The organism is Acinetobacter sp. Ver3, assembly GCF_000632455.1.
GTDB lineage: Bacteria > Pseudomonadota > Gammaproteobacteria > Pseudomonadales > Moraxellaceae > Acinetobacter.
Window position 1 is genome coordinate 129,353 of the sequence record NZ_JFYL01000001.1, and the last position, 13,094, is coordinate 142,446.

At 38.9% G+C, this 13,094-nt stretch carries 14 protein-coding genes; 6 read left to right on the top strand and 8 right to left on the bottom strand.

Going from position 1 to position 13,094, the window contains the following annotated elements; translation table 11 throughout:
* Positions 1 to 28 precede the first annotated feature (28 nt).
* Positions 29 to 271: a hypothetical protein gene (locus tag CL42_RS00620; protein WP_035263796.1), complete on the bottom strand. Its 243-nt coding sequence runs from the start codon at positions 269 to 271 to the stop codon at positions 29 to 31.
* Between the two features lie 307 nt (positions 272 to 578).
* Here CL42_RS00620 and CL42_RS00625 point away from each other — a divergent pair, with 307 nt between their 5' ends.
* Entirely contained in the window at positions 579 to 788 is a 210-nt protein-coding gene (locus CL42_RS00625; protein ID WP_035263798.1) for a hypothetical protein, read from the top strand.
* On the opposite strand, the gene CL42_RS00630 is transcribed toward CL42_RS00625, so the two are convergent.
* Together CL42_RS00630 and CL42_RS00635 are read right to left on the bottom strand one after the other, a co-directional pair.
* Entirely contained in the window at positions 732 to 1,373 is a 642-nt protein-coding gene (locus CL42_RS00630) for a LysE family transporter (RefSeq protein WP_035263800.1), read from the bottom strand. The two genes, CL42_RS00625 and CL42_RS00630, sit on opposite strands and share 57 nt — an antisense overlap.
* Before the next feature lie 106 nt (positions 1,374 to 1,479).
* On the bottom strand, positions 1,480 to 2,064 hold the full coding sequence (locus CL42_RS00635) for an FxsA family protein (protein ID WP_035263802.1): 585 nt from the start codon (positions 2,062 to 2,064) through the stop codon (positions 1,480 to 1,482).
* Between the two features lie 122 nt (positions 2,065 to 2,186).
* Between CL42_RS00635 and ruvC the strand changes: the two genes are divergently transcribed.
* The gene (ruvC, locus tag CL42_RS00640; RefSeq protein ID WP_035263804.1) at positions 2,187 to 2,732 is read left to right on the top strand and encodes a crossover junction endodeoxyribonuclease RuvC; all 546 of its coding nucleotides are present in this window, start codon (positions 2,187 to 2,189) and stop codon (positions 2,730 to 2,732) included.
* Positions 2,733 to 2,755: 23 nt separating this feature from the next.
* On the opposite strand, the gene CL42_RS00645 is transcribed toward ruvC, so the two are convergent.
* Together CL42_RS00645 and CL42_RS00650 are read right to left on the bottom strand one after the other, a co-directional pair.
* A complete protein-coding gene (locus CL42_RS00645) occupies positions 2,756 to 3,034 on the bottom strand; it encodes an acylphosphatase (protein WP_035263805.1) in 279 nt (92 codons plus the stop codon).
* 15 nt (positions 3,035 to 3,049) lie between these two features.
* Positions 3,050 to 4,561, bottom strand: coding sequence for a bifunctional ADP-dependent NAD(P)H-hydrate dehydratase/NAD(P)H-hydrate epimerase (locus CL42_RS00650; RefSeq protein WP_035263806.1), 1,512 nt, complete (start codon positions 4,559 to 4,561; stop codon positions 3,050 to 3,052).
* Positions 4,562 to 4,580: 19 nt separating this feature from the next.
* Here CL42_RS00650 and queG point away from each other — a divergent pair, with 19 nt between their 5' ends.
* Complete coding sequence (queG, locus tag CL42_RS00655; protein ID WP_035263807.1) at positions 4,581 to 5,684, top strand: tRNA epoxyqueuosine(34) reductase QueG; 1,104 nt, start codon at positions 4,581 to 4,583, stop codon at positions 5,682 to 5,684.
* A gap of 290 nt (positions 5,685 to 5,974) precedes the next feature.
* Positions 5,975 to 6,964 (top strand): biotin synthase BioB, encoded by a 990-nt coding sequence (bioB, locus tag CL42_RS00660; RefSeq protein ID WP_035263808.1) that lies wholly within the window; start codon positions 5,975 to 5,977, stop codon positions 6,962 to 6,964.
* Between the two features lie 47 nt (positions 6,965 to 7,011).
* Here bioB and CL42_RS00665 read toward each other — a convergent pair whose 3' ends face one another.
* Positions 7,012 to 7,221, bottom strand: coding sequence for a hypothetical protein (locus tag CL42_RS00665; protein ID WP_035263811.1), 210 nt, complete (start codon positions 7,219 to 7,221; stop codon positions 7,012 to 7,014).
* A 196-nt stretch (positions 7,222 to 7,417) separates the two neighbouring features.
* On the opposite strand from CL42_RS00665, the gene CL42_RS00670 reads away from it, so the two are divergent.
* On the top strand, positions 7,418 to 8,737 hold the full coding sequence (locus tag CL42_RS00670) for an acyl-CoA dehydrogenase family protein (protein ID WP_035263813.1): 1,320 nt from the start codon (positions 7,418 to 7,420) through the stop codon (positions 8,735 to 8,737).
* Positions 8,738 to 8,898: 161 nt separating this feature from the next.
* Here the strand turns inward: CL42_RS00670 and CL42_RS00675 are convergent, their stop codons facing one another.
* Together CL42_RS00675 and CL42_RS00680 are read right to left on the bottom strand one after the other, a co-directional pair.
* The gene (locus CL42_RS00675; RefSeq protein WP_035263815.1) at positions 8,899 to 10,161 is read right to left on the bottom strand and encodes an acyl-CoA dehydrogenase family protein; all 1,263 of its coding nucleotides are present in this window, start codon (positions 10,159 to 10,161) and stop codon (positions 8,899 to 8,901) included.
* 13 nt (positions 10,162 to 10,174) lie between these two features.
* Positions 10,175 to 11,425: an SfnB family sulfur acquisition oxidoreductase gene (locus CL42_RS00680; protein ID WP_051586488.1), complete on the bottom strand. Its 1,251-nt coding sequence runs from the start codon at positions 11,423 to 11,425 to the stop codon at positions 10,175 to 10,177.
* A gap of 206 nt (positions 11,426 to 11,631) precedes the next feature.
* Between CL42_RS00680 and CL42_RS00685 the strand changes: the two genes are divergently transcribed.
* Complete coding sequence (locus CL42_RS00685; RefSeq protein ID WP_035263817.1) at positions 11,632 to 13,047, top strand: LLM class flavin-dependent oxidoreductase; 1,416 nt, start codon at positions 11,632 to 11,634, stop codon at positions 13,045 to 13,047.
* The last annotated feature ends 47 nt before the right edge of the window (positions 13,048 to 13,094 follow it).

The following is a 13,094-nucleotide window of genomic DNA, read 5'->3' on the forward strand; positions in this document are numbered from 1 at the left end:
CCACATTGATGTGGGCTTTTTTATAGATTCAATTTGCTTTATCACTTTGATGAAGCGTGTCCAAAAACGACTGCTTCACAGGGACATTTTGGTTATCTTGTAAATATAAATGGGCCACTTTAAACACAATGGCTGCGGCTAAACACGCAATGATACAAAATATCCAAAAACCATAAGGTGTTCTGATATTTTGTGATCCGCATTCAGAACACACTTTGTCTGTCGAAGCAACCACCTTGTCGCAACACGCACAATGATACTGATACAGCATACTCATCCTCCCGATTTGACTGTCTTTTTATTTTTATCTACATCACCTTAGAGGCTAATATTTATACTATATAAGCCTTCACCAATAATCAACCTCATGATGTAGCTATAAAACAGCAACCATCTATGTCTTCATTCAATATCTTGTATTATCAGATATCTATATGAATTTTTTTTGACAACCTGCTCTATCATTCTTTTTTCTTCTAGAGATTATCCATATTTTATTCACGCATTCGCCCATCATATCCGCATGGAAATCATAAATTGAAGTAAAATAAACGTAGTGAAAAAATGATGATATGACGATGGTTCAATTAATTAAGAAAGGCGGCTTGAGAGAAAGAGCAAACAGAAGTCGCTCTTATCAAGGTTCTGAAAATACTGAAGCAACTTTGCGACCAAGACGTTATCAGCAAGACACGCTCGTTCTGACTCAAACAGAAGAGTTAGATCAGGATTCAGTTAAGCAAAATAAGCGCATCTATCCACAACCAGACTGCAAAGATCAAAAATAGACCACCCGATGCCATATCTATGTAATGCCCTGAACGCTGGTAGAGCTGTTTAATTTTAGGTCGTGCTAAAACGACCATCAAAAACGTAAAGGTTAAAAACGTTTGAATCGGAATAATGACTGCCAGTTGTATTTTCAACATCTCTGGTGCTGAAGCAGTTAAGGCAAGTGAAAATACACTACTAAAATAAATCAGTGTTTTAGGATTGGATAGGTTTGTAAACAACCCCATCAGAAAGTATTTTTCAGCTTTTAAAGGTAACTGATTTTCATCAATTGCATCAAGTTTGAAAGACTTATAGGTTTGCCAACCACCCTTTAGCATCGCCCAGCCCATTTTTGCCAAAAATAAACCACTGACTAACATTAAGACTTGTTGAATCCATGGGAATTGGGCAATCAAAAGTGCAAAACCTGATAAAGTTAAAATCACCCAAAATAAAATTCCAATAGAAATACCTAAAATAACTTTCAACGTGTTTGCGATTGTGGTTGACGCTGCGCATTTGGCAATCAACAAAATATCAGGTCCAGGACTCAATTGAGCAACAAGATGTAGGACACAGATGGTAAGTAATAGAGACATAAATCAAAAATGAATAAAAATTGTTTGAATTATACTGTTTTTTAGGAAAATCGAGATACAAAAATAAAAAAACCAGACATTACATCTGGTTTTGAACATGCGCAATTTACTTTTGATTAACGTCTTTCATTTCAATTTTCTTTGCTTCAGGTGTAATTTCTCTTGCTTCACCATCAATGATAGTAGAGTCATTTGAACCACGACCGTGCTGCTGGCTTTGCATTTCTTGCATTTGGCGCATTAAATCTGCAAATGGATTCTGACCATTTGCTTGACCACCCATGCCACCCATATCTCCCATCATACCACCCATCATTTTTTCCATCATGGCTTGCTGACGCTTCATCATGGTTTTCATCATCACCGCTTTAAATGCTGTTTGAACAGGTGGAATTAGAATAAGTAAGGCGAATAGATCGGAAATTAACCCCGGAATCAAAAGGAAAATACCCGCAATAATTTTAGGTAAGTTATTGGTCAAATTCGGATCAGCACTCATATGACCTTGTTGCATTTGCTGCATCTGTGGCATTAAACCTGATGCATGAGAACGAACCATATTTAAACCAATAAAGAATGCAGCAATAAACCAGAAGAATACATACCACATACTTCCGACTAGATCACCCACACCGACCCATACGAAGATTTCAAGGACTATACCGATTAAAACAATAAGAGCTAATTTCATGAAATGTAATCTAATCTCAAAAATTTAAATATAGGGTCGTAATCATCTGCTCAATCTGTATCAAGCTTTTTTCATACGCTTATGTAACAATATGGGCATTATTTTATTTTTAAAGTCATGGAATGTCATTAATTATCGGAATTGATCCTGGTTCACGTCTAACAGGTTACGGTATTATTCAAAAAGAGGGGCAAAAACTCACTTTTGTTGATGCTGGAACAATTCGCACTGAAACACCTGACATGCCTGAGCGTCTAAAACGAATTTTTTCAGGCATTGAAAGAATCGTTAAATTTCATGGTCCTACCGAAGCTGCTGTGGAACAGGTATTTATGGCGGTCAATCCTGACTCTGCCTTAAAACTTGGTCAAGCACGCGGTGCAGCTATAGCGGCATTGGTCAATTTAGATCTACAAGTGGCTGAATATACTGCGCGTCAAATTAAACAATCTGTTGTTGGCTATGGCGCTGCTGATAAAGAACAGGTTCAAATGATGGTTATGCGCATACTTAATTTAAGTATTAAACCACAAGCCGATGCTGCAGATGCACTTGCCGCAGCAATTTGCCATGCACATGCCTCTGGCAGTATGAGTAAATTGGCTGTCTTAAATGCTTTAGGTGGAATGGCACGTGGACGAAGCCGCAGCAGTAGTCGTCGACGTTAAAAGTCTCTCGACACTCAATGCACTTATTGGCGAATTTGAAAGTTATCGAAATCACGCTCTTTGATGTCAATTAAGTCTTCATAGAAGATTTGCTTAACTTTACTATTATGAGGCCCTGCCATGGCCAGTTTGATCATGTCATTTACATCTTGATATGTGCCAACAATGATAGCTTCCACATCCCCATTATCCATATTTTTAACGTAACCAGTTAAATGCAACTTTAAGGCTTGTTCCATAAACCAGCGACGAAATCCGACCCCTTGAACAAGACCTTGTATCGTTAATTTTAAATATCGCATATCTATCCCTGAATTTTATTTTAGATTTACTATTTGATAAATCGCTTGAGCCATATTCTGAGCTAACAAACCACGTTCACCCTGTTGAGCCAATACATCACCTGCCATGGCATGTAAGTTAACAATTTCATGAAGTTGAATGGAATTAGACAATTGTCCTTTAAGACTAGCAATCATTCCTGCAAGGATATCCCCCATTCCACCTGTACCCATTCCTGGATTACCTTGGGTGCAAATCCAAATGGTTTGCTGCGCGTCAATCGTTAAACTTCCTGCACCTTTTAATACCCATTCACCAGCATAAAGTGTTTGTAATCGTTTAATTGCTTTGATGCGGTCATGCTCAACTTCCGCCACGCTAGAGTGTAAAAGTTTTGCAGCCTCACCAGGATGTGGCGTTGCGTAAGTTTTCTCATTGAGTCTGATAGGCTTTTCAGATAAGAACCACAATGCATCAGCATCGAGTACAGTCGGTTTATTCGTAGAGGGCAGAATACACATCCAGTGATCATATTGCTCAGCCGCCCAATCATCGCGTTCCAACCCCATTCCAAAACAAATCGAATCGACTTGCTGTAGCAAATTTTTTCGTTGTAATGGATCGAAACGATTAATATCCTGCACCATTACATTGGGAGATCGTGACAAAATTGTTGAATGATGTTTAGCATCACACACGATCGTGACTTTACCCGCCCCAGCGGCAAATGCAGCTTCAGCCGCCATAATCACCGCACCTCCCATTTGTGCATGACCGCCAATCACGAGCACATGCCCATACGTCCCTTTATGTCCTGTAGAGTGTCGTCGCGGCAAAATTGTTTTGACTGGGCTTAATCGGGCCACAGGTTTTAAATCAGAATCAAATGGTAAAATGGGAATGAGTTTTAGATGACCCATAAAATCCTGTGCACGCCCTACAAATTGCCCTACCTTATATGCGAGTGCGGTAAGCGTATGCTGAGCATGAATAGCCATTGGTAATGGTTGACCTGTATTTGCATCTAAACCACTCGGCATATCAATCGCAATTTTAACGCCATCTTGCTCATTAATATGATGGATAATTCTCTGCCAGTCTTCACTTAAAGTACGATTAATTCCAATTCCAAATAATGCATCAATATAGACATCATAACCCTGACACAGGTTCAGATCGGTGAACTGCTTAAATGGTACGGATTGACTCATTTTATAAGCACTCTGTAAGGAGTCAGCCGAGTGATGATCGACTTTTGAAAAAGAAAAAATATCGATTTCTAGATTTTGGTTAAATGAACAATGTTGTGATAAAGAGTGCTGTGCTAAATAGTACGCAATAAGATAACCATCCCCAGCATTATTTCCTTTACCACAGCATACTGCGATACGGATTTTCTTTTTTTCAATACCTTGAAGAATTGTGATGATTTCTTGTGCCATCATCCAAGCAACTTGCTGCATAAGACCAAAAGCACTATTTTGATCGTCAAACCAGCGCTGTTCCCAAGCTTGTATCTCACTGCTGTGATAAACTTGTTGATGCATTATCGTTCCTTTTTTATTTATGACTCAATCTCTCTCATCTATACCAGCTCGTATTCCAACACAGCAATTTGATCCTCATGCGCTTAAAGCTTGGATTAAATCTCAAGCATTGGAACTGGGCTTCGCTGATTGTGTCATTGCCCGACCTGATGCTCAAGATGAATTACCTCGATTAAAAGCATATTTAGATCAAGGATTTCATGGTGACATGAAGTTCCTCGAAGAAAATTTGGAAAAACGTGCTAATCCAACACTGTTGGTTCCCCATACAAAAAGTATTATCTGCGTCAGAATGAATTATTTGGTTGAACGACCTCAACCTCGAACAGTACCTGATTTCCCTAATTCTGCTGTTATTGCGCGATATGCACGCGGACGGGATTACCATAAAACCATGCGCGGTAAATTAAAAACACTTTCAAACCTTATTCGTGAAAAAGTCGGTCCGTTTGAATCAAGACCTTTCGCCGATTCAGCCCCTATTTTTGAAAAATCACTCGCTGAATCTGCAGGTATGGGTTGGACAGGTAAACATACCCTGCTCATCCACAAAAAATCGGGTTCGTTTTTTGTACTCGGTGAACTGTTTAGTTCTCTTGAATTACCCTTTGACGAGCCTGCCAGTGCACATTGCGGATCATGTACAGCATGTATTGATATTTGTCCAACGCAGGCGATTGTAGCGCCATATCAATTAGATGCCCGAAAATGTATTGCCTATCTGACGATTGAATACCAAGGGGTGATTCCTGAAGAACTACGCCGTGGCATAGGTAATCGCGTATTTGGATGTGATGATTGCCAGCTGATTTGTCCTTGGAATAGTTTCGCACAAACCACAACAGTTGCTGATTTCCATCCCCGTCATGGGCTGGATCGTCTTTCTTTAATAGAATTATGGCAATGGGACGAAGCAACATTCTTAGCCAACACAGAAGGCAGTCCACTGCGTAGAACAGGCTATGAAAGCTTTATGCGGAATATTGCGATTGGAATCGGGAATGCACCGTATCATCCAAACAATATTGAGCAATTGATACTAAAAAGAAATCAGTCTAGTGAGATTGTGCAAATCCATATTGACTGGGCAGTACAAGAACAACACTCAAAAAGAAACAATTAACACTACTTTTCCAAGATGACTTGACAAGACAAAATCACCATTTTGAGCATGATCTGAAATTTTAAGCACACGTTAGCAACAAGTTCTCAACATCAAGTTCCCAAAAAATAATTTTGCGGCGAAAAACGCATAAAAATAGTCAAGTTTGTAACTAAATCCACAATGATTAATTTCTATTGAGTTGGCAAATTTGATAATTTTTTTGAGTCATTATTGTCATATTTTACGATTTTGCATTATTAAAATTACAGTATGATCAAATAAGTAGCTTTTTAATTGATGGATAAATTATGCAAGTACGCAATGATTGGACGCGTGAAGAAATACAAAAACTCTATGAACAACCCTTCATGGACTTAGTTTTCGAAGCACAACGCGTGCATCGTCAATACTTTGATGCAAATACCATTCAGGTCAGCACATTACTATCAATCAAAACGGGTAAATGTCCTGAAGATTGTAAATACTGTTCTCAATCTGCACGTTATGATTCCAAACTTGAGGCCGAAAAAAGAATTGCTGTTGAAAAAGTAATTAATGAAGCCAAAGAAGCTCTCGCTTCTGGATCATCTCGTTTTTGTATGGGTGCTGCATGGCGAAATCCTCATGAACGCGATATGCCTTATGTACTTGAAATGGTACGTGAGGTAAAGGCCCTAGGACTTGAAACTTGTATGACCTTAGGGATGCTCAATCAATCACAAGCGGAACGTTTAAAAGAAGCAGGTTTAGATTATTACAATCACAATTTAGATACCTCTCGTGAGTACTATCCAAATGTGATTACCACACGCACTTATGATGATCGTTTAAATACTTTAGACTTTGTACGCCAAGCAGGCATGAAAGTGTGTAGCGGTGGAATTGTTGGCTTAGGTGAAGATACTCAAGATCGTATTGGTCTATTACATGAACTTGCGACCTTAGCTATTCATCCAGAATCGGTACCAATCAACATGCTTGTGCCGATCGAAGGCACACCCTTAGCAGATGTTGAAAAACTCGATGTGACTGAATGGATTCGCACTATTGCCGTAGCGCGTATTATCATGCCAAAAAGTTATATAAGACTTTCAGCGGGTCGTGAATCTCTTTCTGATTCTGATCAAGCTTTAGCGTTTATGGCAGGTGCTAACTCTTTGTTCTCAGGTGAAAAGCTTTTAACGACACCTAATGCTGGTGAAGGCAAAGATAAGCAGTTATTCGATAAGTTAGGTCTAAAAGCAGAAAAAGCGAAGCCGACTGTATCAGAGCTGACTATAGATGCAATGGCAAGTTAATTTCAAAGCTTCACTCAATTAAAAACCGAAGCTTTGCTTCGGTTTTTTTATGATGTGATCAATATGCCATAACTGGCATTAAGATACTGTCCTGGCTTAATTTCATCTGTTCCATTGGCATGGTGTACCGTTATTTTTTGACTAAATGCATCAAACTCAAAGCGATCATAACTATCTTGGTGGTGCATCAACCAATAAATCGTATCTATGGCATGATCATCACAAATATAAGTATTTGATTTAAAATCTTTACCCATTTAATTTAAATCCTTTTTCTAGTCACAATATGATTATATCTCAATTCATTTTATTGAATATCATTTTCTTTATTTAAGATAATATCTAATTTTTTATTAATCCAATATATTATATTTACATATCACAATAAATCGATTTCCACACATTTTATAAGCGCTATTATTTTATTTTATTTTAGAATAAAGACTGATTATTATGAGTATTATTAATTTAAAACCTCAAACTGCATTGCAACACCGCCCTAGCGCACTGACCACACAAATTAATGCTGTATGGGGACAAGGACCATCTTCACGTTATGAAAGCCTCGCCTCGTTATTCAGACCTACATTTGAAAAAATCAAAGCTTCGCGATCAGAACGCGAAGAAAAGCGAATTTTAGCTTTTGAACAGATTCAATGGTTAAAAGACATCGGTTTTACGAGACTTCGCTTACCCAGTTCGCAAGGGGGATTTGATGCAACTATTCCAGAATTATTTAATCTATTAATCGAACTTGCCGAAGCTGATGCAAATTTACCGCAGGCACTTCGCGTACATTTTGGCTTTGTGGAAGATTTACTGCTCAGCCGCGACCCACAGTTTAAATCTATATGGCTTCCTAGAGTGGCTCAAGGTCAAATTATTGGAAGCGCATGGTCTGAAGGTGGAAATGAGTCCATTCATGAATTTAAAACGAGACTTTCCAAAGATGCTGAGGGACGCACGATATTGAATGGACAAAAATTTTATACCACAGGAAGCTTGTATGCAGACTGGATTGATGTGGGTATTACTGATTTGTATGGAGAATCAGCCAGTATTCTAATCCCTCGACATGCTGAAGGTGTTGAGATTGTGGATGACTGGAATGGTTTTGGTCAAATTCTTACAGCAAGTGGTACTACTAAGTTCACTGATGTTGTTGTGAATCAACAAGATGTCATCGGAGACCAACAGCGCTTTAAATATTCAGCAGCATTCTATCAACTGATTCAATTGGCAATTATTTCAGGGCTTACAAGAGCAGCAAGCTATGAAGTATCAGCTGAGGTTTATAAACGTGAAAGAAATTATACGCATGCCAATGCTTCCTTCGTCCGTAATGATGCTCAAATCCTACAAGTGGTGGGTCAAATTCGTGGTGTAGCGTACACCACTGCAGCAATTATTGGAAAAAATGCACAGGCTATACAACGTGCTTTTGAAGCTGGGTTGAATGATAATGAACAACTCGAAGCAGATCAAAATGCCATAGCTGAATTAGAGGTTGCTCAATCTCAAACCATTATCACCACACTTGCATTAAATGCTTCGACCATCATTTTTGATGCTCTAGGAGCATCAGCCACTGATAAAAACTTAGCTTTAGATCGTTTCTGGCGAAATATTCGTACGCTCGCATCACACAACCCAAGAATTTATAAAGATCGGATTGTCGGAGATTTTAGCGTAAATGGCACATTACCCCCTTATCAATGGCGTATCGGAAAAGTTGATGAATCAGGGCTTCTGCAAACAGATAAGGCTTCTTGAGCTCGCTTTAAATCGTTAAGACACTATTCTTTAGTGTCTTTTTTTAGTGTTTTTTAAAGTGATCTATCTAAATCGCTTAGGCTATTAGAGCTCTTATTTACGAACCTAGTAAAAAGGTCCTTAACAGGACCTTCTTAGCAGCATCATCGAAATTACATCAATTAAGCCACTTGAGCTTTCAAGTGTTTCGCCAAAGGACTATTACCAATTTGCCATACAAATGGCAATTCAGTTTGATTCACGACAAAAGCACCCACCACTTTCTCCTTATAAATAATCGGATTATGTGAGGATACGACTCGTGCATTACGCCAGAAACGATCTAACTGCTTCGATGAAGCGCTGGCTGAAGCACCCAAACTATTGAATAGTTTAGTTGTTAAATCAAGTACAAGATCTGAAATGACTACCTGCCCTTGAGCAGATTCTAGTTCCGCAATTTGGTTAATCTCATGATCTTTTTCAGATGAAGCATTAAAGTGACTTAAATATGCATCATCCAGTGCTGCAGCTGTTTTTAAAGTAATGGCTTGACTGGCAAATGCTTGGGAAGATGCCTTACCAATCACTTGTAGAATCTGAGCATCATCACGGACCAGATCAGCATTCCCGTGGCTAAAGATTCGAGTACGCTTACGCACTTCCTCACTAAAGGTCTCCACCGCAGAAAATGCGATGCCGGTCAGTGTTGCTAGATGTACAACTTGATAAAAAGCTGTTTGATATTTAAAACGCTGATCAAACGGGTAAATATGATCTCGTTCAATCGACACTTGGTTGATTTTTAGCGTCCCGCTTCCAGTGGTTTTTTGACCAAATCCATCCCAATCATCATGTACTTTAATTCCATTAGCTTTAGTTGAGACCGCTGCAATCACATGCTGATCAGTGGTCTCATCATAGGCAAAAAGATCAATCCAATCGGCAAAAATAGTACCTGTAGAATAGAACTTTTCTCCTGAAACTTCATATTCGCCTTGTTGATTTTGTTTCACTCGGGTAATGACGTCGCCTATCTCAACATTACCGACTTCTGTCCAAGCGTTTCCTGCGATTTCACCATTTACAAATCGCTTAAACCAAAACGCTTGTGATTGATCTTTATGGGCCACTAAACGGTCTTCGACAAATGCAAAATGTCCACGTAAAGCTTGCACAATATTTGAATCCGCTGTCGCCAACTCGATTAAGATTTGGAAAAGTTGCTGTTGGGTAAAACCTGCACCGCAATATTTTTTTGGTACACGTAATGCACCAAAACCGGCATCGTTTAACCATTTAATTTGTTCATGAGGCAAAACACGATCGGTTTCTCGTTGAACGACCCCTTCTGCAATCCGCTTAAAAATCGGTCGAAACTTTGCTGCAACCTCTTCATAGTTGGCACCAAGTGAAAGTTCTTCATTCTGATTTAATATAGTCATAATAAATTTCTCATTAGCTCCATGGATGACGTGGTGGTGGGACATCATTTAGAAAATAATTTCCTACAATGTTGTATTTCCAACGCACGGGATCATGCAAAGTGTGTGTTCTGGCATTGCGCCAATAACGATCTAAATTTAATTCTGATAAGGTCGAACGCGTACCAGAAAGCTCAAATAATTTATTCGCTGCTAAAATCGCAATATCAGTCGTCAAGACTTTTGCTTCAGCCACGAGCAATGTTGCTTCATTAATGTGATCTTCGGTCGGTTGTTCAAGTGCTAAATCAATCGCTAATCCTGCCAAATCCAGAACCGCTTCAGCAGCACGCAGCTTAATTTTCAATTCACCAATATTGGCAATGGTATATGGATCTGAACTTGCTTTATCTAAACCTGAATCAATCCATGGACGTGCAAAGTTACGAACGTAATGAATCGTTTCTTGAATCGCACCACGCGCAATCCCAGCATCTACAGCAGCTTGAATAAATTGAGAAATTGCTCCAGCTGCAGTCGGTCTTACAAAAGCTTGATAAATTGGAACGATAAATTTTGCATCTACTTTAACGTTGTTTAATTCGACTGATCCACTGACCGTTGTACGCTGACCAAACCCACTCCAATCATTGATAATTTTTACACCTTCTGTCCCTTGTGGCACGATTGCAGCAAATGGTTTTCCTTCAGCATCAATCGCAACAACCGGAATGCGGTGTGCCAGTAAAGCTCCAGTCGCAAAGAATTTTTGACCATTCACAATCCCATTGCCAGAAGCATCAAATTCGATTTTTGTGGTGAGATCGGCAACCGTCTTAGACCCTTTTTCTGAGAAAGCATTCCCCAAACGCTCTCCACCCAGTACGGCTTTAAAAAAGAATTGTTTTTGTTCTTCGGTGGCATCTAAACGGATATGCTCTAGAAACACCCAATGATTTTGTGCGATTTGACCTAGTGATGGATCAGCGCTAGAAATGGTTTTAACAACTTCAGCGAGAGTCTTGTAGCTCGCTCCTGCACCGCCATATTGCTTTGGAATGTTAATTGCCCAAAGCCCTGATTGAGAGTACTTATTAATTTCACTCAAAGGTAAACGGCGTTCGTGATCACGAATGGAGGCCTCCTTTGCAAAATCTTCAGCGAGCTGTTGTGCGATTTGAATCGCTTCTTCATCTGTCTTAATCACATGCGCTGGCTGATGAATTTGGTAGAATTCTTTTGAAATTTCAGCTTCATGCAATTTTATATCTATTTGTGCAGTCATTTTATTCTCTTCAAAAAATTGAATAAAATAAAATTAGCACTAATTATTTTAATTTTTTATACGATTATTTTATTTACTAATCTAATTTCAAACAAAATAAATCATTTATTTTTTTATTATGTATATTGCAGTTTTTCTCATTAAATAATAAGTATGATATTTCATATAATAAAAATATAACCATTTAATTATTTTATATTTTAATTATGACTAAACATATACGATTTAATGCTTTTGAAATGAATTGCATTGCACATCAGTCTCCAGGCTTATGGCGTCATCCGCTCGATCGCTCTACGGAATATAAAGATTTGGAATATTGGACTGATTTAGCAAAAATATTAGAAAAAGGTATTTTTGACGGTATTTTTCTTGCAGATGTTTTGGGTATTTATGATGTGTATCATCAATCGGCTCAACATGCTTTAAATGGTGCTGTTCAAGTTCCTGTGAATGATCCAATTCAGATTGTTCCAGCAATGGCAGCAGTCACCCAACATTTAGGCTTTGGTGTAACCACCTCTATTTCATTCGAACATCCTTATCCCTTCGCACGACGTATGAGCACGTTGGATCATCTCACCAAAGGTCGCGCGGGTTGGAATATTGTGACTTCATATCTAGAAAGCGGATCCAAAAACTTAGGTTTAAAAACCCAAGTGAGTCACGACAATCGTTATGATATTGCAGACGAGTATTTGGAAGTTTTATATAAACTTTGGGAAGGTTCTTGGGAAAATGATGCGGTACGACGCGACAAAGCCGCTGGTATTTTTGCGGATCACACCAAAGTTCATCCAATCCAACATGAAGGTAAATATTTTAGCGTGCCAGGTATTCATATCTGTGAACCTTCTCCGCAACGCACACCTGTATTATACCAAGCAGGTGCATCAAAGCGTGGACAGAAATTTGCAAGTCAAAATGCAGAATGCGTATTTATATCTGCACCAACGAAAGTTGCTGTAAAAAAGTTAGCACAAGGAATTCGCCATAATCTTGTTCAAGAAGGTAAAGATCCAAACGCTGTTTTAATTTATACGATGCTTGCGATTGTGGTCGATGAAACTGATGAGAAAGCGCAGGCTAAATTTGCAGAGTATCAATCTTACGGAAGTTATGATGGTGGATTAACACTCGCTTCAGGGTGGTCTGGTGTAGATTTTTCACAATTCAAAGCTACAGACCAGATTGAATATATTCATACCAATGCTATTCAATCTATGTTGCAATCTTACGTAGAAGCAGATCCAGACAAAGTTTGGACCATTGAAGAAATTGCAAAATGGACCAGTGTAGGTGGAAATGGACCCGTGATTGTCGGCTCACCAAGCACAGTTGCCGATCGTCTTCAAGAATGGGTGGATGAAACTGGCATTGATGGATTCAATTTGGCTTATATTTTGGCACATCAATCTTTTGAAGACGTGGTCGAATACGTCATTCCTGAGTTACAACGTCGCGGTGTTTATCCTACAGAATATACCAAGGGGACACTGAGAGAAAAGTTGTTTGGTCATGGACCATTACTTCCCGATGATCATCGTGGTGCTCAATACCGTAAGTCATCAACGAATGGGCTGCACACCACAACCAAAAACGCAACACTTGAATCTGTGTAGATCCATTTAAATTCTCTAAATCTAAAAAAAGCCCCTTTCGGGGGCTT

Excerpts from the sequence above, each read along its gene's own strand:
- CL42_RS00620 (WP_035263796.1), bottom strand. The coding sequence starts at position 271 with ATGCTGTATCAGTATCATTGTGCGTGTTGCGACAAGGTGGTTGCTTCG.
- CL42_RS00625 (WP_035263798.1), top strand. The coding sequence starts at position 579 with ATGGTTCAATTAATTAAGAAAGGCGGCTTGAGAGAAAGAGCAAACAGA.
- CL42_RS00630 (WP_035263800.1), bottom strand. The coding sequence starts at position 1,373 with ATGTCTCTATTACTTACCATCTGTGTCCTACATCTTGTTGCTCAATTG.
- CL42_RS00635 (WP_035263802.1), bottom strand. The coding sequence starts at position 2,064 with ATGAAATTAGCTCTTATTGTTTTAATCGGTATAGTCCTTGAAATCTTC.
- ruvC (WP_035263804.1), top strand. The coding sequence starts at position 2,187 with ATGTCATTAATTATCGGAATTGATCCTGGTTCACGTCTAACAGGTTAC.
- CL42_RS00645 (WP_035263805.1), bottom strand. The coding sequence starts at position 3,034 with ATGCGATATTTAAAATTAACGATACAAGGTCTTGTTCAAGGGGTCGGA.
- CL42_RS00650 (WP_035263806.1), bottom strand. The coding sequence starts at position 4,561 with ATGCATCAACAAGTTTATCACAGCAGTGAGATACAAGCTTGGGAACAG.
- queG (WP_035263807.1), top strand. The coding sequence starts at position 4,581 with ATGACTCAATCTCTCTCATCTATACCAGCTCGTATTCCAACACAGCAA.
- bioB (WP_035263808.1), top strand. The coding sequence starts at position 5,975 with ATGCAAGTACGCAATGATTGGACGCGTGAAGAAATACAAAAACTCTAT.
- CL42_RS00665 (WP_035263811.1), bottom strand. The coding sequence starts at position 7,221 with ATGGGTAAAGATTTTAAATCAAATACTTATATTTGTGATGATCATGCC.
- CL42_RS00670 (WP_035263813.1), top strand. The coding sequence starts at position 7,418 with ATGAGTATTATTAATTTAAAACCTCAAACTGCATTGCAACACCGCCCT.
- CL42_RS00675 (WP_035263815.1), bottom strand. The coding sequence starts at position 10,161 with ATGACTATATTAAATCAGAATGAAGAACTTTCACTTGGTGCCAACTAT.
- CL42_RS00680 (WP_051586488.1), bottom strand. The coding sequence starts at position 11,425 with ATGACTGCACAAATAGATATAAAATTGCATGAAGCTGAAATTTCAAAA.
- CL42_RS00685 (WP_035263817.1), top strand. The coding sequence starts at position 11,632 with ATGACTAAACATATACGATTTAATGCTTTTGAAATGAATTGCATTGCA.